14 protein-coding genes are annotated in these 14,452 nt (G+C 55.9%); 6 read left to right on the plus strand and 8 right to left on the minus strand.

The window, feature by feature from the left end; genetic code table 11:
- The first annotated feature begins 92 nt into the window (after window positions 1–92).
- A complete protein-coding gene (locus tag G536_RS0116555; protein WP_022824716.1) occupies window positions 93–1,475 on the plus strand; it encodes a DEAD/DEAH box helicase in 1,383 nt (460 codons plus the stop codon).
- Between the two features lie 175 nt (window positions 1,476–1,650).
- On the opposite strand, the gene G536_RS0116560 is transcribed toward G536_RS0116555, so the two are convergent.
- The 4 genes from G536_RS0116560 to G536_RS0116575 all read right to left on the minus strand — a co-directional run bounded on the left by G536_RS0116560 (window position 1,651) and on the right by G536_RS0116575 (window position 4,447).
- Entirely contained in the window at window positions 1,651–2,079 is a 429-nt protein-coding gene (locus G536_RS0116560; RefSeq protein WP_157530695.1) for a biotin/lipoyl attachment domain-containing protein, read from the minus strand.
- A gap of 42 nt (window positions 2,080–2,121) precedes the next feature.
- On the minus strand, window positions 2,122–2,400 hold the full coding sequence (locus tag G536_RS0116565; protein ID WP_022824718.1) for a phosphopantetheine-binding protein: 279 nt from the start codon (window positions 2,398–2,400) through the stop codon (window positions 2,122–2,124).
- Between the two features lie 186 nt (window positions 2,401–2,586).
- On the minus strand, window positions 2,587–3,627 hold the full coding sequence (locus G536_RS0116570; protein WP_022824719.1) for an LLM class flavin-dependent oxidoreductase: 1,041 nt from the start codon (window positions 3,625–3,627) through the stop codon (window positions 2,587–2,589).
- A 199-nt stretch (window positions 3,628–3,826) separates the two neighbouring features.
- Window positions 3,827–4,447 carry a TetR/AcrR family transcriptional regulator gene (locus tag G536_RS0116575; RefSeq protein ID WP_022824720.1) on the minus strand — a complete coding sequence of 207 codons (621 nt, stop codon included), beginning with the start codon at window positions 4,445–4,447 and terminating at the stop codon, window positions 3,827–3,829.
- Window positions 4,448–4,696: 249 nt separating this feature from the next.
- Here G536_RS0116575 and G536_RS28405 point away from each other — a divergent pair, with 249 nt between their 5' ends.
- A complete protein-coding gene (locus G536_RS28405) occupies window positions 4,697–5,227 on the plus strand; it encodes a CAP domain-containing protein (RefSeq protein WP_022824721.1) in 531 nt (176 codons plus the stop codon).
- 7 nt (window positions 5,228–5,234) lie between these two features.
- Here the strand turns inward: G536_RS28405 and G536_RS0116585 are convergent, their stop codons facing one another.
- Together G536_RS0116585 and G536_RS0116590 are read right to left on the minus strand one after the other, a co-directional pair.
- Complete coding sequence (locus G536_RS0116585; RefSeq protein ID WP_022824722.1) at window positions 5,235–5,747, minus strand: gluconokinase; 513 nt, start codon at window positions 5,745–5,747, stop codon at window positions 5,235–5,237.
- 101 nt (window positions 5,748–5,848) lie between these two features.
- Window positions 5,849–7,165 carry a gluconate:H+ symporter gene (locus G536_RS0116590; RefSeq protein WP_022824723.1) on the minus strand — a complete coding sequence of 439 codons (1,317 nt, stop codon included), beginning with the start codon at window positions 7,163–7,165 and terminating at the stop codon, window positions 5,849–5,851.
- A 311-nt stretch (window positions 7,166–7,476) separates the two neighbouring features.
- Here G536_RS0116590 and G536_RS0116595 point away from each other — a divergent pair, with 311 nt between their 5' ends.
- From G536_RS0116595 to G536_RS0116615, 4 genes are all read left to right on the plus strand, one after another.
- Window positions 7,477–8,418 (plus strand): sugar phosphate isomerase/epimerase family protein, encoded by a 942-nt coding sequence (locus G536_RS0116595; RefSeq protein WP_026880292.1) that lies wholly within the window; start codon window positions 7,477–7,479, stop codon window positions 8,416–8,418.
- A 228-nt stretch (window positions 8,419–8,646) separates the two neighbouring features.
- Window positions 8,647–8,997: a low molecular weight protein tyrosine phosphatase family protein gene (locus G536_RS0116600; protein ID WP_022824725.1), complete on the plus strand. Its 351-nt coding sequence runs from the start codon at window positions 8,647–8,649 to the stop codon at window positions 8,995–8,997.
- Window positions 8,998–9,053: 56 nt separating this feature from the next.
- Complete coding sequence (locus tag G536_RS0116605; protein ID WP_022824726.1) at window positions 9,054–9,992, plus strand: M90 family metallopeptidase; 939 nt, start codon at window positions 9,054–9,056, stop codon at window positions 9,990–9,992.
- 623 nt (window positions 9,993–10,615) lie between these two features.
- Window positions 10,616–12,469: a M2 family metallopeptidase gene (locus tag G536_RS0116615; RefSeq protein WP_022824728.1), complete on the plus strand. Its 1,854-nt coding sequence runs from the start codon at window positions 10,616–10,618 to the stop codon at window positions 12,467–12,469.
- 413 nt (window positions 12,470–12,882) lie between these two features.
- On the opposite strand, the gene G536_RS28410 is transcribed toward G536_RS0116615, so the two are convergent.
- Entirely contained in the window at window positions 12,883–13,596 is a 714-nt protein-coding gene (locus tag G536_RS28410) for a GAF domain-containing protein (RefSeq protein WP_022824729.1), read from the minus strand.
- Window positions 13,597–13,611: 15 nt separating this feature from the next.
- A complete protein-coding gene (locus G536_RS0116625; RefSeq protein WP_022824730.1) occupies window positions 13,612–14,331 on the minus strand; it encodes a pirin family protein in 720 nt (239 codons plus the stop codon).
- Between the last annotated feature and the right edge of the window lie 121 nt (window positions 14,332–14,452).

The raw sequence follows: 14,452 nt of genomic DNA on the forward strand, positions 1-14,452 counted from the left end.
GTTGCTATTGCCATGCAACAGTACTTCTCTTTTCACTGTAGGCTAAAGGGTGAGGTGCTTCCTCGTACCTTTGCAGGCTAATTCTCTGTTTCATGCCCTCTTTCGCTGACCTTGGCCTCGCGCCAGCCCTTCTGCAAGCCCTGGAAGAACTCCAGTTCATCACACCTACGCCCGTGCAGGAGCAGGTGCTGCCCCTCACGCTCGATGGGCAGGACGTAGCGGGCCAGGCTCCCACCGGCTCCGGCAAAACCGCTGCTTACGGCTTGGCGCTGCTGCAACAGGTGGACGTGAAGAACGACGCCGTGCAGATGATTGTGCTAGTGCCCGCCCGCGAACTGGCCTTGCAGGTGCGCGACGCCCTCAAGAAACTTGGTAAATACCTGCCCAATCTGCGGGTAGCGGCGTTCTACGGCGGCCACGCCTTCCGCGAGGAAACCGCCTCCTTGCAGCAGGCCCCGCACGTGGTGGTAGCCACGCCAGGCCGCTTACTCGACCACTTTGAGCGGCGCACCATCATCCCGAACCAGCTGAAAACGTTGGTGCTTGATGAGGCCGATAAGCTGCTGGAACTAGGTTTCCAGGACGAGCTGGTGGAGATTGTGAAGCGCCTGCCGCGCCGCCGCCAGACGTTACTGTTCTCGGCCACGATGTCAGATAAGGTGCTGGACCTGATTCGGAAGAACCTAACCCGGCCGCGCGTTATCAATTTGGGTCAGGACGAGGACCGGCTGCCCGAAAACCTGAAGCTGATTGGCCACCTCGGCCCGATTGAGCTGAAGCCAGCGGCCCTGCTGCACCTGCTGCGCCAGCCCGAAACCGGCCGCGCCCTCATCTTCTGCAACACCCGCGACAAGTGCACCGAACTGGTGCGTTTCCTGCAAGGCCGCGAGGTAGCCGCCGAAGTGCTGCACGGCAAAATGCCCCAGCCTGAGCGCGACAAAGCCCTACTCAAGCTACGCAACGGTTCCAGCCAAGTGCTGGTAGCCACCGACGTAGCCGCCCGCGGCCTCGACGTGACCCTGCTCGATACCGTAGTGCAGTACGATGCCCCCGACAAAGCCGACAGCTTCCAGCACCGCGCCGGCCGCACCGCCCGCGCTGGTGCCGAGGGTACGGCGCACTTGCTGGCTACTCCCAAAGAGAAAGACCACGTGCAGAAGTGGCCAGTAGCCGCCAGCATCGAGTGGCGCGACATGAAGGCGCCCAAGCTGCCGCCTGCCGCACCCAAAGCGCCCAAGCCTGAAAACGTCACCATTCACGTCACGGCTGGCAAGAAAGACAAAGTAAGTGCCCACGACTTAGTAGGTGCCTTCGTGAATGTGGGCGGCGTCACGCGTGAGCAAGTCGGCCACATCGAGGTGTTCGATTACTACAGTTACGTGGCCGTGCCGCGCCAAATGGCCCCCGACGTGTTGCAGCGCCTGCTCGGGGCCAAGGTGAAAGGCAAGAAAGTACGCGTGTCGTTGGTAGAGTAACGACAAACAGTGGTAACGCAAACGCGGGGAGATGCATACTGTATGCGTCTCCCCGCGTTTGCGTTACCACTGCTTACTACCGTGATGTCGAAAGCTGCTTTCAGCTACCAATGTGTGGGTTATAGCTGAAAGCGTGGCGCAACTACTTGCTTACCAGTGGTGTGTAGAGTTGTGGCTATTCCGACGGGAGTTTGGGTTTGTCGCTGCGCAGGGAGGCTAGCACGGTGTGGGCGTGGTGGAAGTCGCCGTTTTGCAGGTGGGTTTCGGCCATAAAGCCGTCGGTGGGGGCTACCACAAAGGAGATGATATAGCGAGAAGAACCCGCAGTTTCTTCACTGACTTTGGCCAGCAACTGCCCGGCCTGTACGTGCTGGCCCGGCGTGAAAAACAGTTGAAGAACGTGGCCTTTAACCCCCGCCATAATAGGGCGTACGATGCCAGACTGGTCTGCTGGGGTTGGGGCGGGCGGAGGGGTAGCCGTGATGGTTGGGTAAGGAGACAGAGCGGGCGTAGCGCTGCTCTCGGAAAGGGATTGGGTGGCAGTCAGAGAAAACATGGCGGTGCTGACTATCAGGGAGTTGAATACTCCGTGTTTGAAGGGCATGATGCTGGTGAAATTGCAGGGCAACCCTGCGGTTGTAGCCGGTTAGGCAACGGGCCGTTGGCTGCCACTGTGCCGGGCAGCCACGCAGGAAACAAAGTCGCCGACGGTGCGCAGAGGTACCTCGTCGGGGATGGTGAGGTGGAAGCGGCGCTCCAGCTCCAGAATAATATCAACGACGTCGAGCTGGTCGAAATTCAACTCGCCGAGCGTTGCGGCAAAGCGCAGGCGCCGCGGGTTGATGTGCTTGCGTTGACTGATAATGCGCCGAACTTTTTGGGCTAGCCCAGCAGGAGCATCGAGAAGGTAAGGTTGGGACAACATGGGGTGAGGAAAAAATAGGGAGGTCACACAAGCTAAATGGCTCGGCCTTGTTTGTAGACTCTTGGTTGCAGTAATCCTCGGCTGGGCGGGAGCGGGTACTACCAAGTGTGGCTACCAGTAATACGCATAAAAATGTACGTACATTAAATGTATATACATTTGTATACGGTTTCTATTTTACTGGAACTAATGCGCAACTAAGGATGCCACTGGCTGCCGCGTTACTTCTTGCAGCGTTTCGGCCAGCAACTGGTAGGAGTGCAGCCGCTCCTCATGGCTGAAGATATTGGAAATGGCCATGATTTCGTTGGTTTGCGTGAGGTCGATAAACTCTTGCAAATCAGCTTGCAGCGTGGCCTTTCCACCAATGAAAGAGTACGCCAGCATCTGTTCCACTGCCTGCTGCTCCATTGGGCCCCAAATGGTGTGCATCGAATCCACTGGTGGGGGCATTTGAGTTGGTCGGCCAGTTACCACGCTCATCATAAACTGCTTCAGCGAGGTAGAAAGGTACTCGGCCTGGGCGTCGGTGTCGGCAGCTATTACGTTCACGCAGGTGATGACGTACGGCTGTGCCAGCACGGCCGACGGCCGGAAATTCTGGCGGTATATCTTCAGGGCGGCCAGCAGCTGGGCGGGTGCGAAGTGGCTAGCGAAGGCGTAGGGGAGGCCCAAGGCCGCGGCCAGATAGGCGCTGTCGGTGCTAGAACCCAGCACGTAGATCGGAACGTCGAGGCCTTCGCCGGGAATAGCGCGTACCTTGCTGGTGCTGTTGGTGGCGGAGAAGTAGGTCTGGAGTTGCTGAATGTCTTGTGGGAAATCCTGCACGCCGCCAAAGCGCCCACCCCGAATGGCTTGGGCGGTTAGTTGGTCGGAGCCGGGGGCGCGGCCCAGCCCCAGGTCGATGCGGCCGGGGTAGAGGGAGGCCAGGGTGCCCACCTGCTCAGCCACTACCAGCGGCGTGTGGTTGGGCAGCATAATGCCGCCCGAGCCTACCCGTAGGGTGGAAGTACCGCCCGCAATGTAGCCCATCAGAATGGTGGGTGCCGAGCTGGCCACGCCTATCATATTGTGGTGCTCGGAAAGCCAGAAGCGGGTATAGCCGAGGCGTTCAACGTGTTGGGCCAGCTCCAAGCTGTTGCGGAAGGTGGTATTCGGGGTGTTGCCTTGGGCAACGGCGGCCAAGTCCAACACGGAAAAAGCGACCGAAGAAGTATCTGGTGTCATGGTTGAGGGCGTAAGGATGGTTCACGGCAGCAGCGGCAGGTTGCACGCGCTTGCGGGTTATGTACTGAACTGGCGTCTTATGGACCGGTTTGGTTTTTCGGTCGAAAAATCTAGGTAGGAAGGATATCTACAATGCACAAGTGGTATTGTTTGCAACTAATGGACTGAAAAGGTAAATCAGTCGAGAAAACAGCAAAAATTAGCTTTTTAGCCCGTGAATTAAGGAACGGGTTAGAATACCAACGGCTGGCTCCAACATATCGAAGTTGTTGTTACCCATCATTTCCAGCTCCATCCCGTGCAAACCGCTGAGCATCACAAACACCAGCGCATCTACATCGGTGGGGCTCAACCGGCCCAGCTCACCCGTTTCGATGCCGAAGCGAAGAATGCCCCTGAGCAGCACACTCTCGCGCTTCATGTAGCTCTGCCGCATGGCACACGTGAATTCAGCTTGGCTGTTCACTTCCTTGCAAACAATGCCGTACAGGGCCAGCTTTTTGCGCAGGGCGCGTAGCTTGGTTAGGGAGAATACGCACAGCTTTTCTTCGGCGGTAGTGGCGGCTTCCACGGCCTTGGCCATTTCTACCATGACCTCCCCAATCTCACGGTCCATTACGGCCGTGAAGATTTCCTCCTTGCTCTTGTAGTAATAGTAGAGCGTGCTTTTGCCTTTGCCGATGGCCTTAGCAATGTCTTCCAGCGTCACTTTGGCCAGGCCGTAGTGCTGAAACAAGCGCTGCGCTGCCACAATCACGTTTTCACGGAGGGCATCCTCTTTGGTTGCTGGGGCCGGCAGAGTGGAAGTGGTATAGCTCATTGGTAAGGCAAAGATACTGCTTTTTCGACTAAAAATAAATTTCGGTCGAAAAGTTCCTCCTGTGTTGCGAGCATATGTTCAAATGACCGTCCTGCTGAGGCACCTGCTAGCTGTGCCAGCAGGGCGTGCTTGCAAATAATGTAGTGCCGGGCTACAGACTAATTTTCTAGGGTTTTGCGTTCTGCTTGGGGCGCCGCCAACCATGGGGCGTCGGCCGTTTCCCTTCCCATTTATTTTTGCTCTTTCCGCATGAAATCGGTCTTGGCCGGGCTGTTGCTTTGCTTAACCTCCCTCCACCACGTTGCTGCTCCCAGGTCGTTTGCCGCAACCGTTCCTAGTCCTTCTTCCTGGGCCGAAGTTGATACCACTCCCACCTTGTTGCGCCACCTGAACCTCTACCGCCAGCAAGCCGGACTGCCCCCATTGGTGCTAAGCAAAACGGCCTGCCTAGCGGCGCGCCTGCAAGCCACCTACAACCTCACGCACCGCACGCATGGTCACTACAATCCGCAGTATGCAACCCCGCGCCAGCGTCTGGCAGCAGTAGGCCACGCGTTTGAGCACGCCAACGGATTCGTTAGTTACGGCTACGAGAACTGCGTGCGTTTTCGGGGGCTGCGTCCGGCCAATTTAACCGGCATCGAAGCGCAGATTCTGCGGGCCTACAAGACTTCGCCCAAGCATCAAGCCGCCTTGCTCGACCCAAATGCCACAAAGGTGGGCATGGCTACCCTGTATGATGGCGACGAGCTGCAAAACTCGATGGTCTTCTGTATCTGACGCGGCCTTATTTGGAAGCGGCCGACTGATAAGAGTGCATAATCTCCTGCACTACGTCATCAGGCGTTTGGTTTTTCTGGAGTTCAACGTGGATGCCATAAGCCGGTTCTTCCAGGGTATCCAGCTGCGAATCGAGCATGCTAGCCCCCATGTAGTGGCCTTCGCGGGCTTCCAGCCGGTCGTGCAGCAGCTCCCGCGAGCCATCCAGATACACCCATTGCAGCGGGTGGCGGGCGCCGCCTTGCAGGGTTTGGCGATATTTTTCTTTTAGTGCCGAGCAGGCCAGCACGGCCCCGCCGGATTTTTCCCACTTGGTAATGGCGTCGGCCATGGCGGCCAGCCAGTCTTTGCGGTCGGCGTCAGTGAGGGGAATGCCGGCACCCATCTTTTCAATGTTGGCTGCCGAGTGGAAATCGTCGGCATCGTGAAAGGCTAGTGCCAGTTTTTCGGCCAACAGACGGCCAATGGTAGTTTTGCCGCTGCCCGACACGCCCATCACAATGAAAACGGTATCCTTCATAAGTCGTTGGTTGCTCTTGAAACTGGTTGTTGGAAGCAGTGTACGAATAATTTACAGCTCAAGGGTAGCATAAGGCCTCACAAAGCGCAACGGCACCCCGATTACACCACCGCATTCAGCAGCAATACGCCCACCAAGCCCACCACCGAAACCAGCGTTTCCATCACCGTCCAGGTGGCCAGGGTCTGCGGGATGGTCAGGTTAAAATACTCCTTGAACACCCAGAAACCAGAGTCGTTGACGTGGGAGCACACCAAGCTGCCGGCGCCCACGGCCAGCACCATCAGCTCCGGCTTGACGGCAGTGGTGCCGATGAGGGGCAGCATCACGCCGCCCGCCGTAAGCGCGGCCACCGTCGATGACCCGATGCAGATGCGTAGAATGGCCGCAATCAGCCACGCCATCAGCAGCGGCGACAGGTGCAAGTTGTTGAACTGCGCTACGATGTACGTGCCCACGCCGCTATCCACTAGCACCTGCTTGAGCGCTCCGCCGCCGCCAATGATGAGCAGAATCATGGCTATGCCCGCCACGGAGCCCGACACGGAATCCATAACTTCCTTCATGCTCTTGCCCCGCCTGACGCCCAGCGTCAGAACGGCTACCACCACCGACAGCAGCATGGCTATGTTGGGGTCACTGATAAACTCGATAACCTGCCGAGCCGGTGAGCCAGCCGGCAAGGTCAGGGAGGCCACTACCCCAACGGCCATCAGCAGCACCGGCGTCAGCACGGTGAGCAGGCTGATGCCGAAACCGGGCATTTCGGCATCAGTAAACTCTTTGGGCAGCACCAGGCCGGGCGGTGGAGTGGGGTTGTAGCGCTTCACGAACCGCGAAAAAACCGGCCCGGCAATGATGACGGCGGGTACCGCAATGACCAGCCCGTAGAGCAGCGTGAGGGAAACATCGGCCTTGAAGAGCACCGCAATGGCCGTGGGGCCGGGGTGGGGCGGAAGGTAGCCGTGCGTCACGGACAGCGACGCTACCAGCGGCAGCCCCACGTACAGCAGCGGCAGGCGCGTGGACGCCGCCACCGCAAACACCAGCGGAATCAGGAGCACGAACCCGGCCATGTAGTACATCGGCAAGCCCACCAGAAAGCCGGTAAGCATCACGGCCCACTGAATGTGCTTGATACCAAAGGTGGCAATGAGCCGGTACGTAACCCGCTGCACCGCCCCGCTTTCAATGAGCAAACTGCCCAGCATCGCCCCGAAACCCAGAATCATAACTATCGAGCCGAGCATGCTGCCGATACCGGTTTGGATGGAGCTGAGCACCACTTTGGCGGGCATGCCCTCGGCCAGCCCTAGCGCAATAGCCACCGTTACCAAAGCTAGAAAAGCGTTGAGCTTGAAGACGATAATCAGCAGCAGCAGCAGTAATACCGCCGCTAAAACCAGAAGGAGGGGCATAGCTTGAAGGACAGAAGAAAGCGTAGCAGGTAGCCCAACAACGGTATCGTTGGGTTGAAACAGAACGCGCGTACTTGCTGCCGATAGATGCCGCCTCGCCCGTGGGCGTAAACATAGGCGGGATAAATGAAAAACTGATACCTTGATTCGGGGCGGGATAGCACGTCAGCGTCAGCGCGCAAGCTGGTGCGTAGCTGCCTGACACGCTACCCGCACTGCCTGACGGTAGTACGTTACACAAGCTCACGCCCGCCCGGTGCTGTTCCTGCGCGCCGACACGCCTGTTTCTTCACTTTCTAATCTCCCACCGTATGTCTGTTTCCCGTCGTTGTTTTCTTAAAAATGCGGTAGCCTTCACGGCTGCGGCTAGTGTTGCGCCGGGGCTGCTGGCCGGGGAAATGGCGGCCAAGCCGTTCTTTGAAATCTCGCTGGCTGAATGGTCACTGCACAAAGCCTTGTTCAGCAATGAAATCAGTAACCTTGATTTTCCGGTAATTGCCCGCAAACAGTACGGTATCGGGGCGGTCGAGTATGTCAATCAGTTTTTCAAGGACAAAGCCAAAGACCAGAAGTACCTCAGTGAGCTGATGCTGCGCTGCCACGACAACGGCGTGAAAAACCACCTGATTATGATTGACGGGGAAGGCGACCTAGGTGCCCCCGATGCTGCGGAACGAGTGAAAACCATTGAAAACCACTACCAATGGGTGGATGCTGCGCACTACTTGGGTTGCGCTTCCATCCGGGTGAATGCCTTTGGCAAAGGCTCGGCGGAAGAGGTGCAAAAAGCTGCCGCCGACAGCCTAAGCAAGCTGGGCGAGTATGCGCAGAAAGCCAACCTGAACGTGATAGTGGAAAACCACGGCAGCTACAGTTCCAATGGCGAGTGGCTGCTGGCTACCATCAAGAAGGCTGGCCGCCGCAACGTGGGCATTCTGCCGGATTTCGGCAACTTCTGCATCCGGCGCGATACTGGCGACTTATACCGTGGCAACTGCCTGGAAGAGTACGACAAGTACAAGGCCGTGCAAGAATGGATGCCGGTAGCCAAGGGCGTCAGCGCGAAAACGCTCGATTTTGACGCGGCCGGTAACTGCCTGGAAACGGATTACAACAAAATGTTTGGTATGATTAAGGCCTCCGGCTTCAAGGGCTACGTCGGCATCGAGTACGAAGGCGAAAAGCTAAGCGAAGAAGAAGGCATCAAGAAAACCAAGGCACTCCTGGAGCGAGTGGCTAAAACGATAGGATAAGCGCATCCATCGCCAAGTAAGTGGCCGTCGCCCCAACTTCTAGCACCGTCATGCAGAGGCGGAGCCGAAGCATCTCGCGTGCTGACGCAGGATTACTAACCCAACCTCAGCACGCGAGATTCCTCGCCAAGCTCGGAATGACGTTCAGCTACCTAACTGTTTACTCAGTGACTGCCACTCAGCCTAACAAAGCGCGTAAATCGAGCCCCTCATATTATTCCTCAGCCTTTGCCCAGTATCCCTGCCGACGCCACGCAACTGCTCTTCATCTGTAGCCAAAACCGCTGGCGCAGCCTCACTGCCGAGCTGCTTTTCGACAACCACCCAACCTATGAAGCCCGTTCGGCCGGCACTGAGCCGGGGGCGCGAGTACGCGTAACGGCCGGCCACTTAGGTTGGGCCGATGTGGTGTTGGTGATGGAGCGCAAGCATGCCGATATTCTGCAACAGAAATTTCCAGAAGCGTTGGCCGGCAAGCCCATCATCAACCTTCGCATCCCCGACAAGTTCCAGTTTCTGGATGCCGTGCTGCAAGAGTTACTGCGGGAACGGCTAGCGGAACATTTAAGTGAATTGTAGCGCAGGCTTCATCACTTCTAGCAACAACCAAACGCCCGATAGACCGTTTAGGGGCCATGCAATACTGGCTTTTTGCCGCTTTTGTGGCGGCCGTTGTTTTCGTGTTCTACCGTTACATCACCCGCGAGTCGCGCCAGAAGGCCGCGGCCTTAGCGGAGGATTTTCCGGCCACCTGGCGGCAGATTCTAGCGGAGCGGGTAGCGTTCTACTTGTCGCTCACGGCCAACGACAAGCAGCGCTTCGAGAAGCGGATTCAGGTGTTTCTAGCCCAAACCCGCATTACCGGCGTGCAAACCGAGGTAGACGATACCACCCGGTTGCTGGTGGCTGCTTCGGCCGTTATTCCGGTTTTCGGCTTTCCCGATTGGGAATATGGCAACCTGAGCGAGGTGCTGGTGGTGCCCGATGCTTGGCAAGAGCAACAGGACCCCCACCAGGAAACGGCTCCGCTGGCTGGTACTTTGCTTGGGAGCGTCCGCAACTTCCAGACTTCGCGCTATATGCACCTCTCCAAAGCCTCGCTGGAACAAGGCTTCCGCGACGCGCTGGACCGCCAGAATGTGGGCATCCATGAGTTTGCGCACCTGCTCGATGCCGCCGACGGTACTATTGATGGAGTGCCCGCCGCCACGCTGCCGCCGAAGCTGCTCAAGCCCTGGGCCGAGGTAATGGAACGCGAAATAGCCGCCATCCGGGCCGGTGATTCGGAAATCAACGATTACGCCGCTACCAACGAAGCCGAGTTTTTCGCTGTCGTAACCGAGTATTTCTTCGAGAAGCCGGAGAAACTACAAGAGCATCACCCTGAACTGTACAAGTTGCTACTGCGCGCTTTCCGCCAAAACCCGAAGAAGCGTTTCCTACGCCTTGCCGTGGACCCGCGCGAGTGGCTGAAAACTCTGCGCAGCCGCCGCAAGTTCGGCCGCAATGACCCGTGTCCGTGTGGTAGCGGCAAGAAGTACAAGGAGTGCCACTTGTTGCAGCAGGGGGCGTGAAGTAAATAAGATAGCTGGCTGCTTTACAAGTGGTCAGCTATCTTATTATCAGCTACTTTGATAAAAGTCATTGTATATGAATCTCCTTGCAGATCGAACCTGCTAGCGTTTGCCTTTCTAATAAGCCAAGACTGGTTGTATTGCCTTTTGGGGTAGATCAAAAACAAGGAGTCATTTCTGACTTGCATTGATGCGCCAAGTTTACAGTTGTCTTCTGTAAAGGGAGAAAGGACAGAATCTGATTTTATCCTATAGTACGGCTTATTGTGCCCATCACCGAAGACATTATCGCCATAATAGACAGAGTCTTGTGTAATAAGTAATTCAAGCCTGCCATACTTTTTTGGATCACCGTCTTTTGATAGCCAAGTGCCTCGTAGCCGGGATTGAGTGAAAGCTATAGAAATATAAGCACTGTGTATTTCCATATATGCTATCAGTAGTAGAAAGCCTGCTCCTACTGATAGGAGAAGCCATTTGATAAACTTTGCAGCAAAGGTCAGTATTAGATATTTTGGATTGAATGCTATATATCACCGACAAATTAAATTAACTATTGTATAGCAAGTAGCCGTCCTGAGTTTGTCAAGCTCTATTTCGATGGTATTTCTAGCTTTGTTGACATGAAGAAAACCTTCCTGCCTCTACTAACGGCTGCCACGCTGGCAGCCTGCGCACCTACAACTAAAACGCCGGTCACTACGGCCCCGGCTACGCCCGAAACCACTGCCTCAACCCCGCCCGCCCCGCCGGACTACCGCGCGCAGGCCGAGGAGTTTCTGATCAACTACTCCAACGAGTACCAGCGCCTCTACACCCAGTCGAGTGAGGCGGAATGGCGCTCCAACACGCACATTGTAGCCGGCGATACCAGCAATGCTGGCAACACGGCCCGCGCCAACGGCCGGATGGCGGCCTTCACAGGCAGCACCGAGAATATAGTGACCATCAAAGGGCTGCTCGAACACAAAGCTGACCTCACGGAACTGCAAATCAAGCAGCTACAAACCGCCCTCTATGCCGCTGCCAACAACCCCCAAACGGTGGCTGATGTGGTGAAACGCCGCATTGCCGCTGAAGCCGCGCAAACCGAGAAACTCTACGGCTACGACTATAAGTATGCCGGTAAGTCCGTCACCACCAACGACCTCGACGAACTGCTGCGTAAAGAAAAGAACCCTGCCAGGCGCCAGCAGGTGTGGGAAGCCAGCAAGGCCATCGGCCCCACGCTCAAAGATGGTCTGCTGAACCTGCGCGACTTACGCAACCAAACCGTACAGGCCCTCGGCTACTCAGATTACTTCACCTATCAGGCTTCCGACTACGGCATGAGCCGGGAGGAAATGATGACGTTGGTGCGCAAGCTCAACGACGAGCTTCGCCCACTCTACCGCGAGTTGCATACCTACGCCCGCTACGAGCTAGCCAAGAAGTACAATCAGAAGCAGGTGCCCGACTACCTGCCCGCTCACTGGTTGCCCAACCGCTGGGGTCAGGATTGGAGCGCTATGGTGGAAGTGAAGGGCCTCAACCTCGACCCGGTGCTGGCCAAGAAAGGCGCGGAGTGGCAGGTGAAGCAGGCTGAGCGGTTCTATCAGAGCCTCGGTTTTCCGGCGTTGCCGCCGGTATTCTACGAAAAAAGCAGCCTCTACCCGCTGCCCAAAGGCGCGACGTACAAAAAGAACAACCATGCTTCAGCCTGGCACATGAACCTCGACCAGGACGTGCGCAGCCTGATGAGTGTGGAAGGCAACACCGAGTGGTACGAAACCACCCACCACGAACTGGGCCACATCTACTACTACCTCACTTATACCAACCCTGAGGTGCCGGTGCTATTGCGCGGCGGCGCCAACCGCGCCTACCATGAAGCCATGGGCAGCCTTATGGGCTTGGCCGCCACCCAAAAGCCATTCTTGACCGGCCTGAACCTAGTAGACGCCAAAACCCAAACCAACGAAACCCAGACGCTGCTCAAAGAAGCCCTCAACTACGCCACCTTCATCCCGTTTGCTTCGGGCGTGATGAGCGAGTGGGAAAACAGCTTCTATGCCGACAAGTTGCCCGCCGACCAACTCAACGCCAAATGGTGGGAGCTAGCCAAAAGGTACCAGGGCATCGTGCCGCCTACCACGCGCGGCGAGCAGTACCTCGACCCCGCCACCAAAACCCACATCAACGACGACCCCGCGCAGTACTACGACTATGCGCTGTCGTATGTCATCCTGTTCCAATTGCACGACCACATTGCCAAGAAAATCCTCAAGCAAGACCCCCACGCCACAAACTACTACGGTAGCAAAGAAGTGGGCACGTTCCTAGCCGACATCATGCGTCCCGGTGCCAGCAAAGACTGGCGTGCTGTGCTCAAGGAGAAAACCGGCGAAGACCTTTCGGCCCGCGCCATGGTCGAGTATTTCCAGCCGCTAATGGCCTACCTGAAAGAGCAGAACAAAGGCCGCAAGTACACGATGTAGAGTATGGGCTATGAGTATAAAATATGTGCTTCTATTACTGACCAAGAACAGGCTCTACAATTACTTCGTCAGCACTTTGTAATAACAGAAACTGCTACTTCGGTTTTGGAGGTGGCATTATCTGATGCTGATCGAGTAGACAGTAACAGCAGATTAAGCACTAATTGGCCACCAGTCTTTATCTCTATTGAATCCGATGGATTCTACTTTTGTGATAACGGTACGGCAGCTTACGAAACAGCCGTAAATTCAAGTCATTAATAGATTTTCTTATGTCCATAAATCAGGAAATACGCATTGTAGAGCTATAGATTCTCATGATGAAGCGCAATGTGAGTAAGCCTTCCTAAAAGTTGAAAAGCCAGACTACGCAGTCTGGCTTTTCAACTTTTAGGAAGGCGCTTTTATAAAAACTAGTTAGCTGTAGCCTCACTCATCCTTCGCTTCAACACCTTGTCAACTCCATTGAGGCGGCGCAAAACCAACTCCTGCGTTTCGTCGTCATCGAGGTTAAGGCCTTGGTTACGGTTGGTGAGGTAGCGGGCCAGGGTGGTATTGTCTTCAAGCGTTTCCGCTAGTTCGGCTTGTGCGCTTTCCCAAGCTTGGGGTTGCTGCGTGTTAAGGTAATTGAAGCGCAACTCAACGGTTTCGCTTACTAAATCAGCTAGCTGCTTCAACACAGTTGTTTCGTTGGTCGAAAGGCCCCGTGCTTCGCGCCCGATAACGGCCATCATGCCAATGCGCGACCCATCGGGCATACGCAAAGCCGCTCCGGCATAGAAATTCAGGCCCATAGCTTGTGCTACGTCGGGCTTAATCAATTCACAGCTCGATGTCTTGTAATCAGAGGTTACTACCGGCACATCGGGTAGAATGGCAGCCGAGCACATACTTTCCGTGCGCGGAAGCCCCGGCACACCTTCAACCCCAGCCACGGCCTTGAAGTATACGTGGTCCTCGTCCACAAACGAAATCAACGAAATCGGGGTATTGAATAACTGCGCCGCCCACGCCACGTAATCGTCGAAAATGGGTTCGGGAGTGGTATTTACTATCTGGTAAAGATGTAGGGTACGCAACCGCGTAGCCTCATTTGCAGGAATCAGAGAATTAGGGAAGGCGGTCAAGTGAGTGCCGGGCAGTTAATAGTTGGCCTCGTTGGCGGGTAAGTCAATGAGGATGAATTGAGCGTCCTTGGAAGCTCGGATTTCCAGCACATGCTCGTCGGTAGCGCGCACCTGGTCGTTGGGCCCCAGGTCGATACCATTGAGGTAGAGGGTACCTTCCTTTACGTAAATGAAGGTGTTGCGGATGGGAAAGGTCCGGAACGTAACCGTTTTATCTTCCCGCAAGTTACACCAATAAATAGTGGTATTGGAATTCACATATACCACGTTTTCCAGCACTTTCTGCCCCGATACTAGCGGTACTAGCTCGTTTTTCGAATCCAGGAAGTTGAGGTCCATCTGCTCGTAGCTCGGGGCCAAACCTTTCTGGTTCGCCAGAAACCACAGCTGGTAGAGGTGTACGGCTTTATCGGTGCGGTTTTGCTCGGTGTGGGCCAAGCCGGTGCCGGCCGTCATGCGCTGCACGTCGCCTTGCTTGATGGTCGCCTTATTGCCCATGGTATCTTCATGATACAGTTCACCCTCCAGCACCAAGGTCACAATTTCCATTTCCGAGTGTGGGTGCTGCGGAAAGCCCGACTGCCCCTGCACGGTATCGTCGTTGAACACACGCAACGGGCCAAACTGCACGTTTTGCGGATCGTAATAGTCGGCAAAGCTGAACAGGAAGTAGCTGTTGAGCCAAGCTACCGGGGCAGCATGGTGACGGTCGGGGGCTGGAATTATGTTGATCATAGCAAGTCGCAGTTGGAGTTGAGTGTTTGGCTTACGCAGCGGAGCGGCCGGAAGTTAGTGCAAGCAGCGCTTTGCCTAAATCAATCGAGGCCGGATGAGCCAATAATATAAAAGCCCACTT

Origin of the sequence: Hymenobacter norwichensis DSM 15439 (genome assembly GCF_000420705.1) — a bacterium.
GTDB lineage: Bacteria > Bacteroidota > Bacteroidia > Cytophagales > Hymenobacteraceae > Hymenobacter > Hymenobacter norwichensis.

Excerpts from the sequence above, each read along its gene's own strand:
- G536_RS0116595 (WP_026880292.1), top strand. The coding sequence starts at position 7,477 with ATGTCTGTTTCCCGTCGTTGTTTTCTTAAAAATGCGGTAGCCTTCACG.
- G536_RS0116555 (WP_022824716.1), top strand. The coding sequence starts at position 93 with ATGCCCTCTTTCGCTGACCTTGGCCTCGCGCCAGCCCTTCTGCAAGCC.
- G536_RS0116575 (WP_022824720.1), bottom strand. The coding sequence starts at position 4,447 with ATGAGCTATACCACTTCCACTCTGCCGGCCCCAGCAACCAAAGAGGAT.
- G536_RS0116565 (WP_022824718.1), bottom strand. The coding sequence starts at position 2,400 with ATGTTGTCCCAACCTTACCTTCTCGATGCTCCTGCTGGGCTAGCCCAA.
- G536_RS0116585 (WP_022824722.1), bottom strand. The coding sequence starts at position 5,747 with ATGAAGGATACCGTTTTCATTGTGATGGGCGTGTCGGGCAGCGGCAAA.
- G536_RS0116560 (WP_157530695.1), bottom strand. The coding sequence starts at position 2,079 with ATGCCCTTCAAACACGGAGTATTCAACTCCCTGATAGTCAGCACCGCC.
- G536_RS0116615 (WP_022824728.1), top strand. The coding sequence starts at position 10,616 with ATGAAGAAAACCTTCCTGCCTCTACTAACGGCTGCCACGCTGGCAGCC.
- G536_RS0116590 (WP_022824723.1), bottom strand. The coding sequence starts at position 7,165 with ATGCCCCTCCTTCTGGTTTTAGCGGCGGTATTACTGCTGCTGCTGCTG.
- G536_RS0116570 (WP_022824719.1), bottom strand. The coding sequence starts at position 3,627 with ATGACACCAGATACTTCTTCGGTCGCTTTTTCCGTGTTGGACTTGGCC.
- G536_RS0116625 (WP_022824730.1), bottom strand. The coding sequence starts at position 14,331 with ATGATCAACATAATTCCAGCCCCCGACCGTCACCATGCTGCCCCGGTA.
- G536_RS28405 (WP_022824721.1), top strand. The coding sequence starts at position 4,697 with ATGAAATCGGTCTTGGCCGGGCTGTTGCTTTGCTTAACCTCCCTCCAC.
- G536_RS0116605 (WP_022824726.1), top strand. The coding sequence starts at position 9,054 with ATGCAATACTGGCTTTTTGCCGCTTTTGTGGCGGCCGTTGTTTTCGTG.